The organism is Staphylococcus sp. GDY8P47P, from assembly GCF_016892225.1.
Classification (GTDB): domain Bacteria; phylum Bacillota; class Bacilli; order Staphylococcales; family Staphylococcaceae; genus Staphylococcus; species Staphylococcus borealis.
Genome location: NZ_JAFENV010000021.1, coordinates 57146 through 81635, shown reverse-complemented (window position 1 = coordinate 81635; position 24490 = coordinate 57146). Strand labels below are relative to the sequence as shown.

Genomic DNA, 24490 nt, shown 5'->3' with positions numbered 1-24490 from the left:
AGTTTTCAATGTTCATTTAAATGGAGCGGGTGATGGGAATCGAACCCACAACATCAGCTTGGAAGGCTGAGGTTTTGCCATTAAACTACACCCGCATATTTAATTAGAAAGTTTATTTGGTGCGGCCGAGAGGACTTGAACCTCCACGGGATTTCTCCCACTAGGCCCTCAACCTAGCGCGTCTGCCATTCCGCCACGACCGCTGGCAAAACGCAATAATTACTATTAATTATCGAGAACAATAATTATTGTAAATGTTTTGTAATGAAATGTCAATATCTTTTTAACATTTTTTTAAACAAGTTTTACAAACAATTAATGTTTGATACATTTATTAAAGTAACGATATATACTATACATGTTTATTTGATTAATGTCAACGTATAAATGATTAAAAATTTAAGATTCACCATTTTTTTAAATTGTAATGGTGAATCTTAATACGTTATTGCTTAGTTATTTCAATTCATGCGTTTTATTAGTGATAACTTCCCCTTGCACTTCCCGCATCTCATCTTTTTCACATCGACTTTTTTTATTCTTAGATATTGGCAACCACATGATTTACATTGATATACGTAATTAGCGCGTTCTTCATACGTTTGAATAGGCGTACAAAACCTTGGTGCACCTACTTGCTTACTTAACACTTTAAAATCTGTATTTTTATGTTGATACCCTTTTCCTAGTATGTGTAAATGATAATGGCACAATTCATGTTTGATGATATCAATTAATGCTTTCTCCCCATAATATTGATATTGCTTGGGATTAATTTCGATATTATGTGATTTTAGCATATAGCGACCACCAGTGGTGCGTAGCTTGTTATTAAATATAGCTTTATGACAAAATGGTCTATTAAAAAACTGACTTGAAATACGTTCTACTATTGTTTGTAATTCATTATTATTCATGGGGATCAATCATGGTTAACGACACTTTGCCTTTAGTTTGATCTATATCTAGTATCCACACATCCACTATGTCTCCCACACTTACGATGTCCATTGGATTTTTGACAAATTTTTTAGATAGTTTTGATATATGGACCAAGCCATCTTGTTTCACACCTATATCAACGAATGCTCCGAAATCCACTACATTTCTTACGGTGCCACCTAATTTCATACCTACTTTTAAATCTTCAATTGATAATACATCTGACTTCAAGATTGGCGTTTCGAATTCATCTCGAGGATCTCGATTAGGTGCCATTAATGATTTAATTATATCTTCAAGTGTAGGTACTCCGACATTTAATTGATTAGCTACTTGATCCACATTTACTTTAGATAGCTCTGTTTTAAGTTTATCAGTACCTAAATCTTTAATATTCAAATCTAAAATACCCAATAATTTATACGTTACGTCATAACTTTCAGGGTGAATAGAAGTATTATCTAATGGTTCAGTACCATCTACAATACGCAAGAATCCAATACTTTGTTCAAATGTTTTTGCACCTAAACGTTTCACTTTACTAATTTCTTTATTGTGCTTAATGGCTCCATTCTCTTCACGGTAATCAATGATGTTTTGAGCAATCGCACCGGATAATCCAGATACATATTGTAATAATGATTTAGAAGCTGTATTTACATCAACGCCCACTTGGTTAACAGCAGTTTCAACTACAAATGTTAGTGCGCTTTCAAGTTCTTTTTGGTTTACATCGTGTTGATATTGTCCAACTCCAATTGATTTAGGATCTATTTTAACTAATTCACTTAAAGGGTCTTGAACACGTCTACCGATGGATACTGCACTACGTTCTTCAACTTGAAAATCAGGAAACTCTGATCTAGCAATTTCAGATGCTGAATAAACAGAAGCACCCGCTTCATTGACAATAATAAATTTAATTTCTAAGTTATACTTTTTAATAACATTTGCAACAAATTGTTCAGTTTCACGACTCGCTGTACCATTACCAATAGCAATGAGTTCTACATGATTTTCTTTAATCATTCTGACTATTTCTTTTTCTGATGCTTCTATCTTAGATTTAGGTGGGTGTGGATAAATCACACTCTTATCAATAAAAGTGCCAAATGGATTAATTACTGCCAACTTGCAACCTGTTCTAAATGCTGGGTCAACACCTAAAATTTGCTTACCCTTCATAGGTGGTTGTAATAGCAAATGTTTTAAGTTTTCACTAAAGACTTCAATGGCATGTTGTTCAGCTTTACTAGTTAAATCTGCTCGGATTTCTCTTTCGATTGAAGGCATAATTAATCGTTTTAAACTATCCTCAATAGCTAGCTTAATATAATCTCTATGGGGATTTTGAAGTTTAATTTCACTTTTCTCAATTGTACTTGCTACTTGTTTTGTATCAAATTCTATTTTGATTGATAGAATTTTTTCTTTTTCACCACGATTCATAGCAAGCACTCTATGATTTGCTATATACCTAATAGGTTCTACATAGTCATAATACATTGCAAATATTTCTTTTTCATCTTCTGCTTTCTTCTTCTTAGTTGTCACAATACTTCCTTGTCTATAAAGATCTTTTAATATGCGACTACGATATTTAGGATTATCTGAAACATGTTCAGCAATGATATCTAATGCACCTTGAATCGCCTCATCAATATTTGTTACCTCATCAGTAATGAAACTTTCTGCCTTTTGTTTTAAGTCACCTTGCTGTCCATCATAGATCCATTTAGCTAAGCTTTCTAAACCTTTTCTTTTAGCTTCTGTCGCTCTTGTTTTCTTTTTTTGTTTAAAAGGTCTATACAGATCTTCGACACGTTGCAATTTAGTTTGTTTAAGTATATCTTCTCTCAATTCATTTGTTAATAAGCCTTGTTGTTCAATATTATGTATAACTTCTTCTTTTCTTTTTTGTAAATTTGCAACGTATTGGTATTCATCTGAAATCTGTTTGATTTGAACTTCATCCAATCCTCCAGTTGCTTCTTTACGATATCTTGCAATAAAGGGAACCGTATTGTTGTCTTCTAATAAACTTAATACTGATTTTACTTGTTTTTCAGAAAATTGATATTTTGTTGTTATTTCATCAATTAAATTTTTATTCATTTTATGACCACACTTTTTCTTATTTTCTATTCAATTTTATCATATTTTTCATGTTAATTTATTAAGTCAACTATGTACCTATTTTTATTTATTCATATCAATATAAAAAAACTGAGGCATGACGATACCTCAGTTTCTATTACTATTTTACTGTTTAGCAGCTTGCTGTAATTTCTTGATTGCAGTTCTTTGCAATCGAGACACATGCATTTGACTTAAACCAATGCGTTCACCAGTTTCTTTCTGGCTTAGCCCTTCAATAAATGTACATTGAATGATTTCTCTTTCTCTATCTGAAAGAATAGGCAAAATACGTTCCAGAATCATACGTTTTTCTGTTAAGTCATAATTGTCATCTCTTTGACCCATTATATCTAATAAAGTCACTGTTGAACCATCTTTATCTGCTTCAATCGAGTGATCCACGCTAAGTGCATTATAACTTTGTCCCATTTCCATAGCTTCAAGTACTTCTTCTTCAGAAACTTCCAAACGATCAGCAATTTCTGCGATTGATGGGGAACGTTCTAATTCATTCGTTAATTCATCACTTACTTTTTTTATACGTGGGCCGATTTCTTTTATTCTTCTTGGAACATGAACACTCCAAGTTTTATCTCTTAAATATCTCTTAATCTCACCAATAACGGTCGGTACTAAGAATGCTTCAAATTTGCGATCAAAAGACAGGTCAAATCTGTTAATAGCACCTATTAAACCAACCATACCAACTTGAACTAAATCTTCGTGATGTGATTGTCCTTTTGAATACTTATAAGCCAACGATTCAATTAGTTTACGGTAATGATTGACTAATCTATCTTGAGCTTCTGTATTAGCGTTATCTTGATGTTCTTTAATCCATTGGTTAATTTGTTCAGGTGATACATCATTAACTGATTTCGACTCTTTCGTCATTATTTGGCACCTGCTCTTTTTTTATATACTTAATCATACTGATTGTTACACCAGATTCTTTAAAGACTTTCACTTCATCCATTAAGGATTCAATTAAGAATAAACCAAGTCCGCCTTCACGTAAGAAATCGATATTTTCATTCTCATCGTAAGGTCCTAATTGTGATTTCGTTGTCTCATAATCAAAACTTTCGCCTTGATCTGAGATAATAATTTTTATTTTATCATCAAATAACTCGAAACATAAATTAATCATACCATTTGTATCTTTATTTTTATAAGCATGTTTAACTGCGTTAGTAACGGCTTCACTTACTGCAATTTTAGAATCTTCGATATCGTCATAAGATGCGCCTGCTCTTGAAAATACGCCTGATAACGTTAAGCGAATTAGACTTACATATTCGGCAGAGGCAGGCAATTTCATCTCGATATAATCATTTTTAATTGGCAAGTTATTCTACCTCCGTTCCTTCATTGACATGCATTAAGTCTTTAAGACCAGTAATATCAAATAATCTTCCGATTCTATCTGATACGCCTAAGATATATAACTCTTTATCATTTTGGTTCAATGCTTTTAATGTTCCTACAAATAATCCTAATCCTGTAGAATCCATATAACTAACATTTGTTACATTAACGTGAATATCATGTGTACCTTCTTGTCTCATTGGCATTAATACTTCTTCCAATTCAGGTACAGTATATACATCTAATTCACCAGCAACAATGACTTCATAATAGTCATCATGTGTTACCGTTTCAATGTTAAGGTTCATAGTTCTTACACTCCCATTTTAGTCTTTTGTTACTACCAATTATGTATACTCTAGTAAGTATACCCATAGTTAGATTTATATAATCAATAAATTTAATATTTAATTTACACGTTTTATAATCAATATAGTCATATCGTCACGTTTGTTAGGATTTTGAATTTTTAATATAGCTTCATAAAGTATTTGTACGATATCTTGTGGATGCATATGCTTATATTTTCGAATAAGGTTTAACAATGTCTTTTTAGCGATAAATTCACCATCAGTATATCTTGCTTCTGTCACACCATCTGTAAATATTATAACTAAATCATCTAAGTAGATTGGGATTTCTTGTTGATTATATCTAGTGTGCTGACTTACACCTAGTACTCTACCTCTAACGTCAATTTCTTCGAACGTTTCAGTTTCCGCTCGATATATGTATCCCGGCTCGTGTCCAGCAGAACTACAATATAATAAATGGTTCATTTCTTCATAGAGTCCATAAAACATAGTTACAAACATATTTTGATTTACGTTTTTTTCAACAACTCGATTGAGACGCTTTAAACCATCACTTGGCAATTGAGAGTGGCCATAAGAGTCCATTCCGAACTTAATCATACTCATTGCTAGTGCAGCAGGGATACCTTTACCTATGACATCGGCAACCGCAAAACTCATCGTTCCATCTCGATGGTCAATTAAATTAAAATAATCGCCACTTACTTTCTGTGCAGCGACAGAAATCACACCGATTTGAATACTATCAAATTGAGGAATATCCGTTTTCAACATGGTTTGTTGAAGCCTTGAAGCTAAGTCAATTTCTTTATCGTGGAATTGCATTTTATCAACTAACTTTTGGTAGTCTCGATAGCTATAGCCAAATCCTTTGACTACTTCTTGCAAAACATCTAATGTATTCAAAATTTGTTCTTTTTCTAAATTCAAGGAGGTTACATATGATTTGTGTATATTCACAATATCTTCAGGTAGAATATCTTTTTTTATGACTTCATCTGTAAAGTCATTACATTTTATTAGAAATTGTTGTTTATTTTTCGTAACTAAACTTTCATCTATAAGTTGCTTATAATGCTTTTTAAATTCTTCCACGAATCTGCCTCCTTATCTCAATAAATGGATCGCTTATGACTTATTTATATGTATTTAATATATATTAATAAAATTTACTAATGCTAATGACATAATATTAAATAATAAACTCTCTATTTAAAAAAGACTTTAGGTATTACCTAAAGTCAACAACTAAAGACCTTTCAATCATTTTCGTACTTATCTTCTTTCATAATGCATATGTATTAAGTACTTTGAAATCAAATAATTAAATATTTGAACAACTGATATTAAAAATTTTGTCTTTAATAGTTAATATGAAATACATTTGGATTATACATGAATTTAGTTAAGAATTTTGGGATTTAACTTCATCATGTAATCCTAAACTAATATCTAAGGCATCATCTACTTCTTGCATTTTCTCTTCAGATAAGTACGTTAATTTTTCTTTTAATCGCTTTTTATCTAGTGTGCGAATTTGCTCTAGAAGGATAACTGAATCCTTATCAAGTCTATATTTCTTTTTCTCAATTTCAACATGTGTTGGTATTTTCGCTTTATTAATCCTTCCCGTAATCGCAGCGACGATTACGGTAGGACTATATTTGTTGCCAGTATCATTTTGAATGATAACTACAGGTCTGACTCCCCCTTGTTCTGAACCCTGTACTGGTGACAAATCAGCTAAATATACATCGCCTCTTCTAATCATTCACTCTTATAATTAGAAATAATGTACGTTTCATTGCAATCACAAGCTTCACATTCTAATGGAAAAGCTTCTGTCGCTAGGGAGAGATTTAATTCGGCCATCTGAGCATAGCCCTCTTTTAAAGATTGTTCAAGACTGTGACTTCTATTTTGATTAAAAGTAAGCATAATATGAACCTCCAATTGATACCAAATACAACATTATAAACTTTAATTTATTTTTATAATAACAAATTTTGTATCAAGTGACTATACTATTTTAATAATTCATTAGTTACATGCATCTCGTCATCAACTTCGTAGATTCTAGGTAAACGTCGACCTAAATTGCATAGCACTTCATAACTAATCGTGTGTTGCTTTTGTGCTAAAGCTTCCACTGATTGTGGGGAATCACTTGAGTTATCTATAAGTGTCACAGTATCGCCTTCTTGCACATTTTCAGGCACATGTATAATCATTTGATCCATACATACACGGCCGATGACTTCGCATTGATGACCGTTTACACTTACATGTGCACCTTGCATTGAACGTAGGTAACCATCTGCATAACCAATAGGGAGAATCGCAATCTTCATGTTGTCAGTTGCTGTATAGGTGCTTCCATAACTGACAGATTCACCTGGTTTTAAATATTTAGTTTGGACTACTTGTGTTTTTAATTGCGTACTTGGTTGCAATTGAGTAGTAACTGTTTCTTTAACATACCCTGACGGATAGTAGCCATATAATGAGATACCTAATCTAATGGCGTTACATAGTTCATAATGTCTTAATAAAGAACCTGCTGAGTTTTGTGCATGGATATATTTTGGCTTTTCAGCTTGCGTGACTATTTGCTCAAATTGTTCATATTGTTGATCCATAGAATCGCCCGGTTCATCTGCATTAGCGAAGTGCGTATATACGCCTTCGAATATTAAATGCGGTTGGCTATGAATTAGACGGATAACTTCTTTGTATTCTTCTAATGATTTCATTCCAAGTCTACCCATCCCTGTGTCTAATTTTACATGTAGCCAGAGATTCTTTTCATTATCATCACTAATTAAATCAATTGCATGTTGAAGCCATTGTAGTGATGGTACAGTCAATGCAACTCTATGTTGAATTGCTTTGTTTATATCTTCAAGTGGTATAACGCCTAAAATAAGTATTTGCGCATTTACACCATGCATTCGTAATTCAATCGCTTCGTCAAGAGTGGCAACTGCAAAAAACTCAGCACCGTTTTTCATTAAATGTTGTGCTATCTTGACGCTTCCTAAACCATAGCTATTTGCTTTTACGACTGGTATCACCGTTTTATTGTTATGCAACGATTCGAAAGCATTATAATTATTTAAAATTGCTGATAAATCTACATTTAAGTAGGTTGATCTATAGAATTTATCTGACATAAGTAGTCCTCCTCTTTACTATTAAATACCATGTAGTAGTTGATTTATCTCGTGCAATTGGCGAGGTAGAAATTATTTACATTATAATACTGTTAATCTCTCTTTTCTAATAAAACCTGACTCATCGCATAATGCTCAGTGTGTGTAATAGATACATGTACGATAAAGTCTTCGTAATCAATACATGGTTTCCCATTGCTATCGTTATAACAATTAATATCTTTAAAGGCCACTGTTTTTCCTAAACCAGTTCCTAATGCCTTACTGAACGCTTCTTTCGTTGCGAAGCGACCTGAAAGAAACTCTAGTTTTCTCTTTTCACTTTTAAATGAATGGAACTTTTGTTCTTCTTCTTGAGTTAAAATTCTTTTGACTAACTTGTCTGTTTGTTTCTCGAAAGCATTCTTAATTCTTTCAATTTCTATTAAATCAATACCTATTCCATATATCATGCTAAGCCCTCACTCACTAGGTAGATTTGAACGATCTATTGTTGTAGTCATTTCATTAATATCATTTTGCTGTATAGTTTTCTTATTTTGTATCATTTGTTTAAGATTTATTGCGTCTGTTTTTGTAATCAAGTCTATTTGAGAAATACCCCCGGCAGTCGATAAATGTAATGTTGCTAATTGATATTTTCTCATTAGAAACCCTTCCTCAATATCGATATTCTGAATTCGATAAAAAGGAATGATTTTAGTGTTGATAAAAATAATACCTTGTCTTATATAAATTTCATTGTTCGAATAATAATAACGAAAATTCTTATATTTTAAAAATGGTGTTAGAAATATAAAAACAACACAACATAAAATTATAAGTCCTATCGCAACACTTACAATCAATGGGCGATGCAATGCTTCAATGTATAAATCACATAATACACTTGCTACAACCACAATAATTGTAAAAATAATACTAGCAATCATTGAAGCAATCCTCATCACTTTAAGGCCATTTTTATCCATGTAATTATAATTAGTCATCGTACTCACCTCTTAAATACGCATCAACATAGCGTTGCGAAGTTTCTTCTTTTATAAACTTTAATTCCATAAATTCAAATATTGAACCCTTAGCAACAAAGAAGTAAATATTAGCTAAATGACTTCTTTCAAGCAGAGGATGTTGGCTCGTCTCTATACCTATAATTTTATTTGTTTTGAAATAATATGTTTGAAAACCAAACGTACTCACTCGTTTCAAAGTAATTTCATCATTTTCTATCACTAGGCCAGCATTTTTAACGTAGATATATGCATGTGCCATCATCACAATAATGATAGTTAAAACGATGAAAAAGCTCCATGCACTCCAAAAATAAGTTCCAATACTAGCGATAATTAAAACAATTATACTCGGTATGAAAAAGTGACGATGAAATCCATTCCACGGCATAATGTTTTGAACCTTATTAAACTTCATTTCAGGCACAAGCTCTCCAATAATTTCATATGCTTCTTTTTGTTTTATAAATGGTAATATCATAATTTTACCATTATTACTTGCATCATCATTAGACTCGATATCCATATCACTCGTGATAATAAAGTGTATAGAGGTGTATCCAAAGATTTTTCTTAAGAAAGATTGTTTCTCTAATACTGCTTGTAGCCGATCTGTTGGCACTGTTAGATTTTTCACATTAAAAAGACCATAACTAATCTTAAGATGATTACCCTGTTGGACAACTTTGTAGTTATAGTAACGAATAATCGTGATTATAGTTCCAAACACATAACTAATGATTAAAATAGATGCAACAATAAACAGCACAATTATAAGTACAGAATTCACCCAATGCCATAGATTAGACGTCCATTTATCCCAAGGTATCACATTTTGAAATGCACCTACTATTGGCGAAACTGTAGCAAAAGCCACTCCAATTGCACCACTCGTCATAGCCATTAGTAATAATGAACTAAAGGACATTTTAAACACATGCTCTGAATTACGCTTTGTTGAACTCGTCGATGCATTTAATTGCTCAGTATTTAGTTCATTATCACCTGTAGCATCATTAATAGTGTATTCCAGTGCATCATTATTTAATTCTTTTTGTCTAGAACGAATAGTTTGTTCAATTAAATCACTTTGTTTCTTAGTTATTGTTGACAATTCAATGCCATCACTTGGTGTTTTGATTTGTAAACGAACACCCCCAACGATTTGATTAATCAAACCTTGTGTTGTATCTAATGACTGAATTCTGCTTAAATTTAGTTCTTTTCTTTTTTTATTTAACCAGCCAGAAGTAACAATAAATTGATCATCTTCAATCCAATATCTTGTAACTTTAATTTCTAAAAATCGATGTATAAACGTTAAGATAAAGATGAATAAAAAGATGGATGGACCAATATAATGTCGAATTTCTGTAAAATCAAAATTCCAAATATTAAAACCAACAAATACGATAAATGTAAAAATGTTTTGTTTAATCACATCTATTATCCCTGTTATGTATGAAATAGGATGCAATTTTTGGGGATTAAACATCTGAATCAGCACCTCGCAATGCTATAAAAATATCTTCTGATAATTCATTCATTTCTTCTTCTGAGACAATGGGTAACTTCAGTTCATGCCCCGCAGTTACAAAAATTAAAACATTTAATTTTAATAATTTTAAAATAGGGTTACTTTTAATTTCTAAAAATTGTAGACGTTCAATTTTAGTTATTTGGTGTTTTTTAAAAATAAAAGTTTTTTTAACTTCGACATTTCTATTATCAACCCTATAATAACGATATTTATACTTAATTATCGGTTGTAATAGTAAACGAATAATCGAAATGAAGACTAAGAAGATAAGTATGTAGACAATAAAGTGGTACCAATTAAAATATTGCCACATTAAAAATAGTGCAGCAATGATAATTAGTTCTATTAAAAATAAGATACCACTATTAATCCAGTGGTATTTCAGTGCATTTTTAGGACTTTTATGAAATGATCGTTCTACCTTCATAATATACTCCTTTGCAATTTTACTTTATTATATCATATTCGATATGATGCTTACGCTCCTATAGCGAAGATGCAGTAAGGTTCATTTATTTTTAGGCTTGTATCGAATTAAAAAACCACCTCAAAAGCATGAGATGGTTTAATCATAAAATTAATATTGATTCATTTTATTTTTGTAAATCTGCAAAAGTTCGGCCTTTCATTGTAGATCGACCTTTATCTTGTCTTTCGCGACGATCTGGCTTTTTGCCTTTTTTCTTATTAAAGTTACCTTTAGAACGTTTGTTTTTATTATCAAATTTATTATTACGTTTTCCACCACGGCGTGATCCATTACCTTTACCTTGGCGATTTTTACGTGCTAATGGTTTTTCAAATGTTAATTGTACTTCAACTTCATCATTCGCTTCAACTAGTTCTTGTAGTAATGATGCAACTAATTCTGTACTATCATATTCTTCTAATAACTCACTTGAGATACGTTTCAAGCGCGCTTCACTTTCACGTGACATCCAATTTTTAACTTTATCTTTGATGTCATCTTCACGCGCTTTTAATACTTCTTTACGGTGTGGCGGTCTTAACGCATTCATTCGTCTTCCATTTGCATCTTCTATTTGACGGATATAATCCATTTCAATAGGGTTAACAAATGTAACTGCGATACCTTCTTTACCAGCACGACCAGTACGACCAATTCTATGTGTATAGCTTTCCGTATCTTGAGGAATGTCAAAGTTATATACATGACTTACACCTGAAATATCTAATCCACGTGCAGCAACATCTGTGGCTACTAAGATATCAATTTGGTCATTTTTAAATTTCTTTAATACTTCTAAACGTTTAGCTTGTGTAATATCACCGTGTAAACCTTCTGCTTTATAACCTTTTGATAATAACGCACTTGTTAATTCATCAACACGACGTTTCGTTCTACCAAATACTATAGCTAACTCTGGTTGATGTACATCTAAGAAATTAGTGAATGTATCGAATTTTTCAAGTTCTTTAACAATTGTATAATATTCATCAATTTGAGGATCTGACATTTCGTTATTCATTGTTTTAACGATTTGAGGAGATTTCATAAATTGTTGTACTAATGTTTGAATTGCTTTAGGCATCGTTGCTGAGAATAACATGGTTTGTCTTTGCTCAGAAGGAATTTTATCCATAATGAATCTCATATCATCGATGAATCCCATGTTCATCATTTCATCCGCTTCATCCAAAATTAATGTATGAATACCATTTGTTTTTAATGTACGTCTATTTAAGTGATCAATAACACGTCCTGGTGTACCTACAACAATTTGTGGTCCTCTTTTTAAGGCTTTAATTTGACGGTCGATTGGCATACCACCAAATACGGTTACAACTTGTACATTTTGACCACGACTAAATTCTCTTAATTGTTCAGCTACTTGCATAGCTAGTTCTCTTGTAGGTGCTAATATTAAGGCTTGTACACCTGATTGACCCACAACTTTTTCTATTAAAGGAATCCCGAACGCTCCAGTTTTACCTGTCCCAGTTTGCGCTTGTCCAAGGATGTCTCTTCCTTCTAATGTATAAGGGATACTATCTTTTTGGATAGGTGTAGGTTCCTTAAAACCCATTGCTTCAAGGGTTTCTACAGTTTTATCCGAAATCCCTAGTTCTTTAAAATTTTGCAATATAATTCTCCTTTTAACTTTCTTATTTATCAATATACGTTTGTGTATATAAGGTCCTCTTATTACGTCAACTTCTATATAGTACCACCTAAAATTATATATCGCAATAAAGCAATTCTAGTGATAGGTTCGTTTTCCCAAGATTTAAGACATAATAGCGTTTACATTTTTTACACTTTTTTTAGCTTTTAAAGTAAAAAAACAAGTCACTAAAGGATTTATATTCCTTTTAAGTGACTTGCCTAATCTTAATAGCAACCTTGAAAATAATTAAATCAATTTATTTACTACTTCTTCGAGCTTATTGCCACGTGAGCCCTTTACTAGAACTTTGTCATTAGCAACTAAATTATCCATTAAATATTGCGTTAGTGCTTGTTTATCTGTGAAATATTGAACATGATCAACAAATTGACCACCTATATCACTTATATATTTGGCATCATTACCATATGTTAATAGCGTTTGGATATTTTTGCCTTCTAAATAAGCGCCGACATCTTCATGCATTTGACGGCTATTTTCTCCTAATTCAAGTGAATCAGCAAGTACAATTATTTTACGGCCATCCATTTGGCTTAATGTATCTATAGCTGCTTTCATACTAGTAGGACTTGCGTTATACGCATCATTAATTATAGTTATGTCATTATCAGTAATATGGCGTTCCATGCGCATACTTGTAAGTTGAACATGATGAATATTATGTTGAATCGTATCATATTCCAATCCTAATTCATGGCCAATAGCAATGGCGATAGCTGCATTTTTCATATTATGAATGCCTAGAATAGGCAATTTATAATGTTCATTACCATTAATATTAAAAGCAATACCATCATTTTCACTCTGCTCTACTTCACAAACTAAAGCATTATTCGGTTTCAAACCGATACTTAGGCATTTAGCATGCTTAACATCTTTAACATGTGGTTCGAGTAATGGTTCGTCACCGTCATAAATGAACGTCCCACCTTCTTTAAGTCCAATTGTTATTTCCGATTTAGCTTGAGCAATACCTTCACGTGAGCCCAAATCTTGCATATGTGACTCACCAATATTCGTAATAACGGCAATGTCAGGCTCAGCAATCGTCGATAATAATTCGATTTCATGGAATCCAGACATACCCATTTCTAAAATTGATATCTCAGTATCTGGATCAAGTTCTAAAATCGTTAATGGTAAGCCTATCTCATTGTTGTAGTTACCTTGTGTTTTTTTAACTTTAAACTCAGTGTGTAAGACACTTTCAATCATATCTTTCGTCGTTGTTTTACCATTGGAGCCTGTCACACCTATAACTTTAGGATTCACATATTTTAAATAGGCTTTGGCTAATTGCTGTAACGCAACTAACGTATCGTCTACCCAAATAATTGGTCCGTTCACATGATCATCGATGTCATGGCCCTTTTCATAGAAAGATGCACCGGCACCATCAATTAACGCTTGTGAAACAAATTGATGGCCATCTACATTTTCACCTTTAAAAGGGATAAATAGCATATCGTGTGTGATTGCACGTGAATCAATCGTTACACCTTTGATTGTATGTTGTAAATATTCTGTTTCTATCTCACAAGGTATCCATTCCTGAATTTGCTTTAGTGAAACTTCTATCATTTATGAATTCCCCTCTTAGTCGATTGTGTATTTATTTTTCTTTTTATCCTCGTGACGTTCTTTAGCTAAATCAATTAGTTTAGTAATTAAATCAGAATAGGATAGTCCCATATTCTCCCATAAGCTTGGATACATACTAAATGCTGTAAATCCAGGCATCGCATTCGTTTCATTAATGAAAATTTGATTATCTTCAGTAACGAAGAAATCCGCACGTACTAGACCAGAACAATCTGTAGCTTTAAATGCTTCTAATGCCATATTTCTTAAAGTCATTTGTACTTCTTCATCAAGTTCTGCTGGGATTTGTAAACTAATCTTACCGTCTTTATATTTTGATTTGTAATCATAAAACGCAACATCTTTAATGACTTCGCCTGGCCATGTTGTTTCAGGATAATCATTACCTAATACAGCCACTTCAACTTCACGTGCATTAATACCTTGTTCAATAACAAGCTTACGGTCAAATTGGAAAGCTTCCTCGATACCCGCTTTTAATTCATCTTCATTGTTACATTTACTGATACCGACGCTTGAACCTAGGTTCGCTGGTTTTACGAATACAGGATATGTAAGTTTATCTTTAACAAGTTTGATAATATTACCTTCATATTTTTCATATTCACTTCTTAAGAAACTAATGTAAGGTAATTGTGGTAACCCTCTATGTTCAAATAATTGTTTCATAACAAGTTTATCCATTGAACTTGATGCTGATAATACACCATTACCGACGTATGGTAAATCCAGAACTTCAAACAACCCTTGAATCGTACCGTCCTCACCATTAGGACCATGGAGTAATGGGAATACCGCATCATAAGGTTGACCGTCACTACTTTCTTTCAATAAAGTTGTGATCTCACCTGCTTCTACATCGGCCATATTAAGTGATTCAATTGATTTAATCTCTTCAGTAATATTATCTTTTTTCTTCCATAATCCATCATTCGTTATATAAATGATATCGACTAAATATTTTTCTTTATCAATTGCGTTAAGAACATTTTGCGCAGTTAATTTCGAAACATCATGTTCAGCACTTTTACCACCATATACGATACAAATGTTTTCTTTTACCATAAGTAGTTCCTCCATTAAGAAAGATCATAACTCGCGCATTTGTATAAAGTTATATCTCAATTTGATATTTCAACTTCCCACAAATACTTTTATCTCTTTCAACTCATTTTTAATTTTTCTTTTTAGTTAACTATCAATATTTTATGAAATTTATTTAGGTTAAACTATGCTTTCTAAAAATCAATATTATCACAGTCTAAAGCAATTTTGCATTTATCAACTTAAATATAAATGTGATTATGTGATGAATATCTTTTATTATCGCATAAGAATTAAACTCAATTAAGCGATGTATATTTTTCTTTTACACATTCACTCTGTTATTTTCTAGCAAATTAACTTAAAGTCATGTAAAATTTGTATATAATATTATTCGTTAGATTATAAGAGTTTAAGGAGTTTTCTCATGAAATATTCATCCCGTCAACAGCCATCTAAGCATTGGCTACGTAAAATAGACTGGATACTCGTAGCATTATTAACAATATTAGCTATAATTAGTGTTACTACGATTAGCTCAGCTATGGGTGGCGGCCAATATAGTGCAAACTTTAGTATTCGCCAAATTATCTACTATATATTGGGTGCTATTATTGCGCTCATCATTATGCTTATTTCACCTAAAAAGATTAAAAATAATACATATATTCTATACTTTATCTTTTGCATATTGCTTGTTGGTTTATTGATTTTACCAGAAACATCAATCACACCAATTATTAACGGTGCTAAAAGTTGGTATTCCTTTGGACCAATAAGTATACAGCCTTCAGAATTTATGAAAGTTATCTTAATTCTTGCATTAGCAAAGAGTGTTTCTAATCATAATCGCTTTACTTTTAATAAATCTTTTCAAACTGATTTAGTTTTATTCTTTAAAATCATTGGCATCTCAATTATTCCAATGGCATTAATCCTATTGCAAAATGACCTAGGTACAACCCTTGTGATATGTGCAATTATTATTGGGATTATGTTAATAAGTGGCATTACATGGAGAATATTAGCCCCATTATTTATAGCCGCATTTGTTATAGGTGGAACGATTATTTTAGCAGTTATCTACAAACCGTCATTAATTGAAGGGCTTCTCGGCGTTAAAATGTATCAAATGGGCCGTATTAATTCGTGGTTAGATCCCTATTCTTATAGTGCAGGCGACGGTTATCATTTAACAGAATCGTTAAAAGCAATTGGTTCTGGCCAACTCTTGGGTAAAGGGTTTAATCATGGTGAAGTTTATATCCCTGAGAACCATACCGACTTTATATTTTCAGTAGTCGGAGAAGAAATGGGATTTATAGGTGCTGTCGTTTTATTACTTATCTTTTTAGCATTGATTTTCCATTTAATTCGCCTTGCTACCAAAGTTGAATCACCATTTAGTAAAATATTTATCATTGGTTACGTTTCTTTACTCGTTTTCCATATATTCCAAAATATAGGAATGACAATCCAATTACTACCAATTACTGGTATACCATTACCATTTATTAGTTATGGTGGTAGTTCACTTTGGAGTCTAATGGTTGGTATAGGTGTCGTATTATCTATTCATTTCCACCAAAGACAAACTACTCCTAATAAAAAAGAAGTAGTACAGAAATAATATTTTGTTGCACCTAGCTTTGACTGTAAAATCACTTTCGTAATTTTAATGTGGGATCTAATCCCGCAATTAGATTAACTACAATATAAAAAATGTAGCCTGTGACATTGATTGATGTCACAGGCTACATTTTTATTAATTGCTAGCAAACTATTTAAGTTCTTGACGCACAGGCGTAGTTGCTGGCAATGTATTCATTATGTCCAAACGAGATTTAGTTTTTTTAATATTCACACCTAGTGATGATAGTAGTTTAACAACATTTTGTAATTTATCCGATTGACTCATGGCTTTCACCTCGTTTTATGACTTCAAGGTTATACTACCCCAATTAACAATGTTTTACTACATGAATTCAACATAAAATTGACATTTTATAAAATTAATTTCATTGATTAGCCTAAAACCTTAAATCCATCATCATAAATTTCTTTTTCAATACTATTTAAATTCGCTGGTGTTTCATAAGATATTGTGACCAATTGTTTATCTAGCTCAACACTTACTTTACTTACACCAATCATATTTTCTAGTCTATGATGAAGTGCATTGACTTGGTCTTCCGTTTGCAAACCACTCAATTTAATCTCACTATAATTCATTTCATTTACTCCTAATCTTTCATTAATTTCTGAAACGTTACTAATAGTTCTTCCATCGCTTCTTCTTGAGCCCCATTATTCACTTTGTCCATAATACAGCTTTTCATGTGATGATCTAACAATTTAGTGGCAACACTATTCAAAGCAGATCTTGTAGCTCTAATTTGGGTTAACACGTCATCACAGTAGACATCTTCTTCAATCATACGATTGATTGCTCTAACTTGCCCTTCAATACGATTAAGTCTCGATTTTAAATTTAATTTAATTTGATCAGAATGATGTGCATTATCATGATTTTCCAAGGTCGTCACCCTTTCTATACGTACTATCATATCGTATAATTTACCTTACTATTCGTCAAACACTGTAACTTATTTCATGAAAAAGGGTCATGCTATTTGGTAAATGCCATGATACAATTAACTTTAAGAAAGTAAAAACTTGTCTTATTATTGCAAGAATTAAACTATTGAACAGGAGGCGTACTATGGTAGAAATATATTCAATGTCTTTCACGCATTCCTCATTGATTATTAATATCATATTAATTGCTGCCTTTATATTAAACTTAATTTTTGCATTTGTTATTATCTTTATGGAACGTCGCAGTGCTGGCTCTATATGGGCTTGGCTCCTCGTTTTAGTATTTTTACCAATCATTGGATTTATATTGTATTTACTATTAGGACGCCAAATTCAGCGCAATCGCATTTTCAAATTGAAAAAAGAAGACCGCAAAGGCCTTGCTATGATTGTGGATGAACAAATTGAAGCGTTAGAAAGTGACGATTTCTCAAAAGGTAATCATCAAATTGTTAAGTTTAAAGAAATGGTACGCATGTTACTTTTTAACAATGCTGCGTTCTTAACGACAGATAATCGCATCAAAATATATACGGATGGTCATGCTAAATTTGATGCATTACTTAATGATATTAAAAATGCACAAGACTATATACATATTCAGTACTACATTTTTAAAAGTGATGGACTAGGCCGTCAAATTCTCTCAGCACTTGAGGATAAACTTGATGAAGGCTTAGAAGTTAAAATGTTATACGATGATATGGGTTCAAGAACTTTAAGAAAAAAAGATTTAAAACATTTTCGTCAAAAAGGTGGACATGTGGAATCATTCTTTCCCTCTAAACTTCCCCTCATCAATCTCCGTATGAATAACCGAAACCATAGAAAAATCGTTATTATTGATGGCAAAATTGGTTATGTAGGAGGGTTCAATGTCGGTGATGAATATTTGGGTAAAGATAAAAAGTTTGGCTATTGGCGAGACACCCACTTAAGATTAGAGGGCGATTCTGTTAACGCACTGCAACTTAGATTTATATTGGATTGGAATTCACAATCCAATCGTGATTCAATCGAATATAAAGATAGCTATTTTCCAGATGTAGACTCAGGTGGAACAATTGGCGTACAAATTGCGTCAAGTGGTCCTGATGAAGATTGGGAACAAATCAAATATGGTTACTTAAAAATGATATCTTCCGCAAAACATTCTATATACATTCAATCACCTTATTTTATACCTGATCAAGCATTTATCGATGCAATTAAAATAGCAGCCTTAGGTGGTGTGGAAGTCAATATCATGATACCTAATAAACCGGATCATCCTTTCGTTTATTGGGCTACATTGAAAAATGCAGCTTCCCTACTATCAGCTGGCGTTAAAATTTATCATTATGATAATGGATTCTTACATTCTAAAACTTTAATTATTGATGATGAAATCGCATCAGTAGGCACAGCCAATATGGATAATCGTAGTTTCACACTAAATTTCGAAGTGAATGCATTTGTTTATGATGAGACGATTGCAACTCAATTGAAAGAAGCATTTATTCAGGATATGAAAGTCTCTTATCAACTTACTGAGGAATTATATAATAAACGAAGTTTATGGATTAAATTCAAAGAAGGCATATCTCAATTACTTTCACCTATTTTATAAATGTCTTTAATAGTTGTCAGCATATTTACAATTATTACTGTAAATACGTACAAGTTAATTTAATAAGGAGCGTAACATGAAAGTACAACAGCAAATAAAGTTAGCGTATAATTATATGAAAGAGTTTCATATAAGCGATTATTCTGGTCACGATATTGCGCATGTGGAACGTGTAACGTCGTTAGCGCAAATCATTGCTAAAAACGAACAACAGGGTGACTACTTAATTATCACGTTATCTGCCTTACTACATGATGTCATCGATGATAAATTAACAGATAAAGCAATTGCATTAAATCAACTTAAAACATTTTTAGAACATATTGAAGTGACACCTACGCAGCAACGATCAATCATTTATATTATTGAACATATGAGTTATAGAAATGGCCGCAATAATGAGGTAGCTCTTTCAATAGAAGGACAAATTGTAAGGGATGCTGACCGATTGGATGCTATTGGTGCAATTGGTATTGCAAGAACTTTTCAATTTGCAGGCCATTTTAATGAACCTATGTGGACAGAATCACCACATAGTGGACTACCAAATACAGATAGCATTTCAAATTTGGACCCTTCTGCTATACGTCATTTTTATGATAAGTTGTTAAAATTAAAAGCATTAATGCTTACCAAAACTGGTAGACAACTGGCTGAAGAAAGACATGCATTTATGGAACAGTTTTTAACACAATTTTATAAAGAATGGCATATTGATTAAATGCTATAACAAAAAGGTCGATACCTCTTTCCAGGGTATCGACCTTTTCTATGATATAGCATTGATTAAGCTATTTACTTTTTCTTTTTATTATTCTTAGAAACAACTTGAGTGTTTTTACCTTTTTTATTTGAGTTACCATTATTTTCCTCAAATTTTTCAATCATTGGCGCAACTTCTCTTTGAGCAACTTTTTCATAGTACATATTGGCGAAGTAAGTTTGAACAATTAAGAATGCCGCACTGACAGACCAATATAGACCTAAAGCTGACGCCGAACTTAATGAAATCCAGATGATCATAATTGGTGATACAATCATCATCATGTAAGTCATTTGACGTTGTTCTTGAGGCATTTGTTTACTTGATACCCAAGCTTGGATAAAGTAAAGCACACCGGCAATAATAGTAATCCAAATATCAGGATGAACTAAATTGAACCATAAGAAGTGTGGATGTTCTGCAATTCCGCCACCAATACGGTAACGTAATACGAAGTATAATCCCATAACAACTGGCATTTGAATTAATACTGGTAAACAGCCTAATGCACTCTTCATTGGATTAATATCGTATTTCTTATAAACTTCCATCATTTCTTGGTTTGCTGCCATTTTCTCTTCTTGAGTTCGTGCACGTTTAACTTTTTCTTGCACACCATCAACTTCTGGCTTAGCAACTTTCATTTTTTCACGCATCATATGACTATTTTTATAGTTTGATAACATGAATGGTAACAAGATAACACGAATTACTAAAACTAATACGATAATTGCAATACCGTAATCATCATTAAATACTGAATGGCCTAACCAATGTAAAACTCTAGCCATTGGTTCTACGAATGTATTATAGAAAAATCCATCTCTATTACTAGATTTTGAATAATCACACCCGGCTAAAAAGACCATTACCCCTAATAACAAAGGTAGTAACGCTTTCTTCTTCATTTTTACACCTCTATTGATATATTCACATAGGGATTATTTTATCATAGTAACCGTGTACTAGAAAACAAAAAAAGAAAAATTTTCTTATTTATTTGAAATAACTTTGCATTTTAGTAACAGTCTTGTCAATATTATGACTACGTGCAATCGCCGAAATAACTGAAACACCATCTGCACCATTTTGAGCAATTGGTTCAATATTGTCTTCTGTTATACCTCCAATTGCAACCATAGGTAACGAAGGATTGATCTTTTTTAATGTGGCAATCATAGCGGGACCTACTGGTGCACTCGCATCATTTTTAGAAATTGTTGCAAACATCGGTCCAACACCAATATAATCAACATGATCTAAATCGGATTGATTATATTCTTCCTCGTTGCCAATGCTAAGTCCTATGATTTTATTTTCGAACCGCTTAGCAAATGACTTCACATTTTCATCATCTTGCCCTACATGAATACCGTCTGCATTTATTTTTTCAGCTAAATCAACATCGTCATTTACAATAAACGGTACATGATATTCATGACATAAATTTAATAACTCAATTGCTAAATTTTCTTTATCAGCACCGTCTAATGACGTTGGTCCTTTTTCACGAAATTGAAAAAGCGTGATACTGGCATTTAAGGCATGCTTCACTATTTCTCTAATATCTTTTCCCTCTGGAATATCTTGTGTACCGCAAATAAAATAAACATTTAATCGTGAAGGATTAAACATTTTATTCCACCTCTTGTCTTTTGACTTGTTGTTGGTAGGTATTAAAATCAATGACATACATTTGATCTAATAATTTAGATAAAAATGAACCCGGTCCATTTACTTGTTGATCTTGTTCAGCGCGTTCAGCAGCAATATTATAGATGCTAACCGCTTCTTCTAATACTTGTAGAGATGGCGTTTCTTCTCTAAATAAGAAACTTGCTACAATGCCCCCAAGTAAGCATCCAGCACCAGTAATCTTAGCTAATAATGGTGACCCATTAGATAACTTCACCACTTTATTATTTTGGACAATAACATCATCTTTACCAGTTAACACGATGGCTGTATTCAATTTCTCATGGGCACGCTTAGCTATTTCAACAACGTCTAAGTCAGTTTCACCATCCGTACCTTTCATCGTTGTTGTTGCATCTACTAACGTTAAAATTTCAGAAGCATTACCTTTAATAACTGATACTTTCACTTCTGATAAGAATTTTTGGCAAAATGCTTTGCGATACGAAGAAGCACCAACTGCTACTGGATCAAATACAATGGGTGTTCCTTGTTGATTCGCTATTTTACCTATTTCCAAAATATCTTGTTCATTTGCCTTAGTCATCGTACCAATATTAATAAGTAACGCCCCTGCAACTTTATAAAATTCTTCCGCTTCTTCAGGTGCTTCACTCATTGCTGGACTAGCACCAATGCTAAGTAATCCATTTGCCGTAAAGTTTTTCACGACATCATTTGTATAACAGACAACTAAAGGATTCTCTTGTCTTAAACGTTCCAAATTATTCATCATCTAATCCAACCTTCTTCATATATGCAAAATGGTTTACCGGTCCTCTACCTTGACCAATTTCTGGCGTATATTGAATACTCAATGAAATGAATTTCTTCGCTTTTTTAACCGCTTCATAGATAGATTTACCTTTAGCCAGTTCTGCTGTAATCACCGCTGAGAATGTACATCCAGTTCCGTGCGTATGTTTAGTGTCAAAGCGTTGATCTTCAAAGGTATACACATCATCCTTAGTAAATAAGAAGTCTTTAGCATTGTTTAAATCAGCAGAGTGTCCACCTTTTATGACAACGCCTTTACTGCCTATTTCATTAATAAAGATATTGCCTGCTTTACGAATATTTTCTTCCGTGTCTATTTTAATGCCTGTTATTTCCTCTGCTTCAGGAATATTAGGCGTGACGACATCTGCTAAAGGTAGTAATGTATTCTGTAAATGTTTCTTGGTTTCATCATCCATTAACGAATCGCCACTCTTAGCTAACATGACTGGATCGATAACGTATGGAATATCTGAATGTTGTCTCAAATAATGTTGAATTAACGCCATTGTTTCATGAGTCGCAATCATACCTGTTTTAATAGCGTGTGGTAATTCGTCATTGAAGACGCTATCTAATTGTTCTTGAACCCAACTTGTCTCAAGATTATGGATATGTTGTACCCCTTTAGTATTTTGTGCAACGATACTTGTAATAGCTGCCATGCCGTAGACACCACAGGCATGAAATGATTTTAAATCGGCCATTACACCAGCGCCACCGGATGGATCAGTTCCCGCGATTGTTAAAGCGATTTTGGGTTTATGCATTTTTGTCGCCTCCGAAGTTCCATTGTTCGTTAGTATAAGCCATATTAAAGAAATTACGTTCATGTATCGTACTTTGTAAGAAACTTTCTTTAATATCATGCTTTTCTTGTTCTGTACAATTTGCTGTTAATTCATCTAATAAATTATCAAATACTTCTATTAATGGACGCATTTCTGTACTATAGAAATCAAACCATTTTGCAGTTACAGAATCTCTATTTAGATTTTGATCCTCTAATGCCATTTTAGCTACAACTTCATATACATAAGGGCATGGTGCCATTGCAGCTATTGTATACGCCGCATTCTCATGTGCATAGGCATGATAATACATATGTTTAATGTAATGATCACCGCTTGGAGGCCATACTTTTTCTTTAACAATTTCTTCATAAGGTTCATTAATGTAATCTGCTAAAATTTCATGTGCCTCAACTTCACCATCTAGCATAAATTCAATTTGTTCAACTAAAAATTTAACATCTTTCATTGTTGGTGCTTTTGGGATAAGAAGTGCATACAAATTTGTAAATTCTTTTAAATATGATGCATCCGCTCTTAAATATTGACGTACTGCTTGAGCGTCTAACTTCCCTTTTAAAAGGTCTTGAATAAACCCATCATTATAGATATCTTCAATAATAGGTTGTGAAGCCTCTTTAATCTCAGTTGAAAATGTCATATTATTATCCTCCTTAAAATTAAAAAATGCTACATTTCAACGTAGAAATGTAGCTATCATTCAATAAAGAGAACATAACATATACATTACTACTTTCCTACGTTGGCATTAACCAAATCAGGTTATAAGGGTCTGAATTTATTCATCTCAGCCATTAGCAATGGCTCCCCTAGTAGCATTATCTTATTAATTCAACGATATCAAATTGATTAGGATTTATCAAATAAAACAGATAGGGAGAGGACAGAAATAATATAAACTCATTTTTCTCCCTAGCTTACTTTGCTTGTAGCAATTAATAGTGAAAGTCTCTT

27 protein-coding genes, 2 tRNA genes and 1 riboswitch are annotated in these 24490 nt (G+C 32.6%); of the genes, 3 read left to right on the top strand and 26 right to left on the bottom strand.

Going from position 1 to position 24490, the window contains the following annotated elements:
* Positions 1-21 precede the first annotated feature (21 nt).
* From JVV30_RS09705 to JVV30_RS09620, 18 genes are all read right to left on the bottom strand, one after another.
* A tRNA-Gly gene (locus JVV30_RS09705) sits at positions 22-95 on the bottom strand.
* A 22-nt stretch (positions 96-117) separates the two neighbouring features.
* A tRNA-Leu gene (locus JVV30_RS09700) sits at positions 118-203 on the bottom strand.
* A gap of 258 nt (positions 204-461) precedes the next feature.
* The gene (locus tag JVV30_RS09695) at positions 462-917 is read right to left on the bottom strand and encodes a SprT family protein (RefSeq protein ID WP_204194068.1); all 456 of its coding nucleotides are present in this window, start codon (positions 915-917) and stop codon (positions 462-464) included.
* Positions 910-3057 carry a Tex family protein gene (locus tag JVV30_RS09690; RefSeq protein WP_070854338.1) on the bottom strand — a complete coding sequence of 716 codons (2148 nt, stop codon included), beginning with the start codon at positions 3055-3057 and terminating at the stop codon, positions 910-912. Before JVV30_RS09690 ends, JVV30_RS09695 begins: the two co-directional genes overlap by 8 nt.
* Before the next feature lie 147 nt (positions 3058-3204).
* On the bottom strand, positions 3205-3975 hold the full coding sequence (gene sigB / locus JVV30_RS09685) for an RNA polymerase sigma factor SigB (protein WP_070854339.1): 771 nt from the start codon (positions 3973-3975) through the stop codon (positions 3205-3207).
* Positions 3950-4402, bottom strand: coding sequence for an anti-sigma B factor RsbW (rsbW, locus tag JVV30_RS09680; RefSeq protein WP_070854366.1), 453 nt, complete (start codon positions 4400-4402; stop codon positions 3950-3952). Before rsbW ends, sigB begins: the two co-directional genes overlap by 26 nt.
* Positions 4403-4430: 28 nt before the next feature.
* Positions 4431-4757 (bottom strand): anti-sigma factor antagonist, encoded by a 327-nt coding sequence (locus JVV30_RS09675; protein ID WP_053031223.1) that lies wholly within the window; start codon positions 4755-4757, stop codon positions 4431-4433.
* A 99-nt stretch (positions 4758-4856) separates the two neighbouring features.
* Complete coding sequence (locus JVV30_RS09670) at positions 4857-5858, bottom strand: SpoIIE family protein phosphatase (RefSeq protein ID WP_053031221.1); 1002 nt, start codon at positions 5856-5858, stop codon at positions 4857-4859.
* Between the two features lie 310 nt (positions 5859-6168).
* Positions 6169-6534 (bottom strand): type II toxin-antitoxin system PemK/MazF family toxin, encoded by a 366-nt coding sequence (locus tag JVV30_RS09665; RefSeq protein WP_053031219.1) that lies wholly within the window; start codon positions 6532-6534, stop codon positions 6169-6171.
* Positions 6531-6701 carry a type II toxin-antitoxin system antitoxin MazE gene (gene mazE / locus JVV30_RS09660; RefSeq protein WP_037538759.1) on the bottom strand — a complete coding sequence of 57 codons (171 nt, stop codon included), beginning with the start codon at positions 6699-6701 and terminating at the stop codon, positions 6531-6533. Before mazE ends, JVV30_RS09665 begins: the two co-directional genes overlap by 4 nt.
* Before the next feature lie 86 nt (positions 6702-6787).
* The gene (gene alr / locus JVV30_RS09655; protein WP_204194067.1) at positions 6788-7936 is read right to left on the bottom strand and encodes an alanine racemase; all 1149 of its coding nucleotides are present in this window, start codon (positions 7934-7936) and stop codon (positions 6788-6790) included.
* 92 nt (positions 7937-8028) lie between these two features.
* Entirely contained in the window at positions 8029-8388 is a 360-nt protein-coding gene (gene acpS / locus JVV30_RS09650; protein WP_070854343.1) for a holo-ACP synthase, read from the bottom strand.
* 9 nt (positions 8389-8397) lie between these two features.
* The gene (locus JVV30_RS09645) at positions 8398-8925 is read right to left on the bottom strand and encodes a PH domain-containing protein (RefSeq protein WP_204194066.1); all 528 of its coding nucleotides are present in this window, start codon (positions 8923-8925) and stop codon (positions 8398-8400) included.
* On the bottom strand, positions 8918-10441 hold the full coding sequence (locus JVV30_RS09640) for a PH domain-containing protein (protein ID WP_204194065.1): 1524 nt from the start codon (positions 10439-10441) through the stop codon (positions 8918-8920). Before JVV30_RS09640 ends, JVV30_RS09645 begins: the two co-directional genes overlap by 8 nt.
* Positions 10434-10913 (bottom strand): PH domain-containing protein, encoded by a 480-nt coding sequence (locus JVV30_RS09635; RefSeq protein WP_070854348.1) that lies wholly within the window; start codon positions 10911-10913, stop codon positions 10434-10436. The genes JVV30_RS09640 and JVV30_RS09635 overlap by 8 nt, the downstream gene beginning before the upstream one ends.
* Positions 10914-11079: 166 nt before the next feature.
* Complete coding sequence (gene cshA, locus JVV30_RS09630) at positions 11080-12591, bottom strand: degradosome RNA helicase CshA (RefSeq protein WP_053031206.1); 1512 nt, start codon at positions 12589-12591, stop codon at positions 11080-11082.
* Positions 12592-12861: 270 nt separating this feature from the next.
* On the bottom strand, positions 12862-14217 hold the full coding sequence (locus JVV30_RS09625; protein ID WP_204194062.1) for a UDP-N-acetylmuramoyl-tripeptide--D-alanyl-D-alanine ligase: 1356 nt from the start codon (positions 14215-14217) through the stop codon (positions 12862-12864).
* A 15-nt stretch (positions 14218-14232) separates the two neighbouring features.
* The gene (locus tag JVV30_RS09620) at positions 14233-15303 is read right to left on the bottom strand and encodes a D-alanine--D-alanine ligase (RefSeq protein ID WP_070854351.1); all 1071 of its coding nucleotides are present in this window, start codon (positions 15301-15303) and stop codon (positions 14233-14235) included.
* A 406-nt stretch (positions 15304-15709) separates the two neighbouring features.
* Here JVV30_RS09620 and JVV30_RS09615 point away from each other — a divergent pair, with 406 nt between their 5' ends.
* Positions 15710-16912, top strand: coding sequence for an FtsW/RodA/SpoVE family cell cycle protein (locus JVV30_RS09615; protein WP_204194059.1), 1203 nt, complete (start codon positions 15710-15712; stop codon positions 16910-16912).
* A 150-nt stretch (positions 16913-17062) separates the two neighbouring features.
* Here the strand turns inward: JVV30_RS09615 and JVV30_RS09610 are convergent, their stop codons facing one another.
* From JVV30_RS09610 to csoR, 3 genes are all read right to left on the bottom strand, one after another.
* Positions 17063-17200 (bottom strand): Lmo0850 family protein, encoded by a 138-nt coding sequence (locus JVV30_RS09610; RefSeq protein WP_107630147.1) that lies wholly within the window; start codon positions 17198-17200, stop codon positions 17063-17065.
* A 107-nt stretch (positions 17201-17307) separates the two neighbouring features.
* Positions 17308-17514 carry a putative copper chaperone CsoZ gene (csoZ, locus tag JVV30_RS09605; RefSeq protein WP_070854353.1) on the bottom strand — a complete coding sequence of 69 codons (207 nt, stop codon included), beginning with the start codon at positions 17512-17514 and terminating at the stop codon, positions 17308-17310.
* A gap of 11 nt (positions 17515-17525) precedes the next feature.
* Entirely contained in the window at positions 17526-17819 is a 294-nt protein-coding gene (gene csoR, locus JVV30_RS09600) for a copper-sensing transcriptional repressor CsoR (protein WP_107630149.1), read from the bottom strand.
* Between the two features lie 185 nt (positions 17820-18004).
* Here csoR and cls point away from each other — a divergent pair, with 185 nt between their 5' ends.
* The gene (gene cls / locus JVV30_RS09595; RefSeq protein WP_053031194.1) at positions 18005-19489 is read left to right on the top strand and encodes a cardiolipin synthase; all 1485 of its coding nucleotides are present in this window, start codon (positions 18005-18007) and stop codon (positions 19487-19489) included.
* A gap of 76 nt (positions 19490-19565) precedes the next feature.
* Positions 19566-20210 (top strand): HD domain-containing protein, encoded by a 645-nt coding sequence (locus tag JVV30_RS09590; RefSeq protein ID WP_070854355.1) that lies wholly within the window; start codon positions 19566-19568, stop codon positions 20208-20210.
* 74 nt (positions 20211-20284) lie between these two features.
* Here the strand turns inward: JVV30_RS09590 and yidC are convergent, their stop codons facing one another.
* The 5 genes from yidC to tenA form a co-directional block, all read right to left on the bottom strand.
* Complete coding sequence (gene yidC, locus JVV30_RS09585) at positions 20285-21160, bottom strand: membrane protein insertase YidC (RefSeq protein ID WP_075109067.1); 876 nt, start codon at positions 21158-21160, stop codon at positions 20285-20287.
* Positions 21161-21248: 88 nt separating this feature from the next.
* The gene (gene thiE / locus JVV30_RS09580; protein WP_204194057.1) at positions 21249-21887 is read right to left on the bottom strand and encodes a thiamine phosphate synthase; all 639 of its coding nucleotides are present in this window, start codon (positions 21885-21887) and stop codon (positions 21249-21251) included.
* A gap of 1 nt (position 21888) precedes the next feature.
* Positions 21889-22680: a hydroxyethylthiazole kinase gene (gene thiM / locus JVV30_RS09575; protein WP_070854368.1), complete on the bottom strand. Its 792-nt coding sequence runs from the start codon at positions 22678-22680 to the stop codon at positions 21889-21891.
* Positions 22673-23494 (bottom strand): bifunctional hydroxymethylpyrimidine kinase/phosphomethylpyrimidine kinase, encoded by an 822-nt coding sequence (gene thiD, locus JVV30_RS09570; RefSeq protein ID WP_053031186.1) that lies wholly within the window; start codon positions 23492-23494, stop codon positions 22673-22675. The genes thiM and thiD overlap by 8 nt, the downstream gene beginning before the upstream one ends.
* The gene (tenA, locus tag JVV30_RS09565; RefSeq protein WP_070854359.1) at positions 23487-24176 is read right to left on the bottom strand and encodes a thiaminase II; all 690 of its coding nucleotides are present in this window, start codon (positions 24174-24176) and stop codon (positions 23487-23489) included. The genes thiD and tenA overlap by 8 nt, the downstream gene beginning before the upstream one ends.
* 77 nt (positions 24177-24253) lie before the next feature.
* Positions 24254-24357, bottom strand: a riboswitch (TPP riboswitch).
* Between the last annotated feature and the right edge of the window lie 133 nt (positions 24358-24490).

What these genes read in the sequence shown, in the direction of transcription:
- JVV30_RS09615 (WP_204194059.1), top strand. Translation starts at nt 15,710, where the DNA reads ATGAAATATTCATCCCGTCAACAGCCATCTAAGCATTGGCTACGTAAA.
- cls (WP_053031194.1), top strand. Translation starts at nt 18,005, where the DNA reads ATGGTAGAAATATATTCAATGTCTTTCACGCATTCCTCATTGATTATT.
- JVV30_RS09675 (WP_053031223.1), bottom strand. Translation starts at nt 4,757, where the DNA reads ATGAACCTTAACATTGAAACGGTAACACATGATGACTATTATGAAGTC.
- JVV30_RS09610 (WP_107630147.1), bottom strand. Translation starts at nt 17,200, where the DNA reads ATGAGTCAATCGGATAAATTACAAAATGTTGTTAAACTACTATCATCA.
- JVV30_RS09695 (WP_204194068.1), bottom strand. Translation starts at nt 917, where the DNA reads ATGAATAATAATGAATTACAAACAATAGTAGAACGTATTTCAAGTCAG.
- JVV30_RS09625 (WP_204194062.1), bottom strand. Translation starts at nt 14,217, where the DNA reads ATGATAGAAGTTTCACTAAAGCAAATTCAGGAATGGATACCTTGTGAG.
- thiM (WP_070854368.1), bottom strand. Translation starts at nt 22,680, where the DNA reads ATGAATAATTTGGAACGTTTAAGACAAGAGAATCCTTTAGTTGTCTGT.
- sigB (WP_070854339.1), bottom strand. Translation starts at nt 3,975, where the DNA reads ATGACGAAAGAGTCGAAATCAGTTAATGATGTATCACCTGAACAAATT.
- tenA (WP_070854359.1), bottom strand. Translation starts at nt 24,176, where the DNA reads ATGACATTTTCAACTGAGATTAAAGAGGCTTCACAACCTATTATTGAA.
- csoZ (WP_070854353.1), bottom strand. Translation starts at nt 17,514, where the DNA reads ATGAATTATAGTGAGATTAAATTGAGTGGTTTGCAAACGGAAGACCAA.
- JVV30_RS09620 (WP_070854351.1), bottom strand. Translation starts at nt 15,303, where the DNA reads ATGGTAAAAGAAAACATTTGTATCGTATATGGTGGTAAAAGTGCTGAA.
- thiE (WP_204194057.1), bottom strand. Translation starts at nt 21,887, where the DNA reads ATGTTTAATCCTTCACGATTAAATGTTTATTTTATTTGCGGTACACAA.
- JVV30_RS09590 (WP_070854355.1), top strand. Translation starts at nt 19,566, where the DNA reads ATGAAAGTACAACAGCAAATAAAGTTAGCGTATAATTATATGAAAGAG.
- yidC (WP_075109067.1), bottom strand. Translation starts at nt 21,160, where the DNA reads ATGAAGAAGAAAGCGTTACTACCTTTGTTATTAGGGGTAATGGTCTTT.
- JVV30_RS09665 (WP_053031219.1), bottom strand. Translation starts at nt 6,534, where the DNA reads ATGATTAGAAGAGGCGATGTATATTTAGCTGATTTGTCACCAGTACAG.
- JVV30_RS09640 (WP_204194065.1), bottom strand. Translation starts at nt 10,441, where the DNA reads ATGTTTAATCCCCAAAAATTGCATCCTATTTCATACATAACAGGGATA.
- JVV30_RS09635 (WP_070854348.1), bottom strand. Translation starts at nt 10,913, where the DNA reads ATGAAGGTAGAACGATCATTTCATAAAAGTCCTAAAAATGCACTGAAA.
- JVV30_RS09690 (WP_070854338.1), bottom strand. Translation starts at nt 3,057, where the DNA reads ATGAATAAAAATTTAATTGATGAAATAACAACAAAATATCAATTTTCT.
- alr (WP_204194067.1), bottom strand. Translation starts at nt 7,936, where the DNA reads ATGTCAGATAAATTCTATAGATCAACCTACTTAAATGTAGATTTATCA.
- acpS (WP_070854343.1), bottom strand. Translation starts at nt 8,388, where the DNA reads ATGATATATGGAATAGGTATTGATTTAATAGAAATTGAAAGAATTAAG.
- mazE (WP_037538759.1), bottom strand. Translation starts at nt 6,701, where the DNA reads ATGCTTACTTTTAATCAAAATAGAAGTCACAGTCTTGAACAATCTTTA.
- rsbW (WP_070854366.1), bottom strand. Translation starts at nt 4,402, where the DNA reads ATGAAATTGCCTGCCTCTGCCGAATATGTAAGTCTAATTCGCTTAACG.
- JVV30_RS09645 (WP_204194066.1), bottom strand. Translation starts at nt 8,925, where the DNA reads ATGACTAATTATAATTACATGGATAAAAATGGCCTTAAAGTGATGAGG.
- thiD (WP_053031186.1), bottom strand. Translation starts at nt 23,494, where the DNA reads ATGCATAAACCCAAAATCGCTTTAACAATCGCGGGAACTGATCCATCC.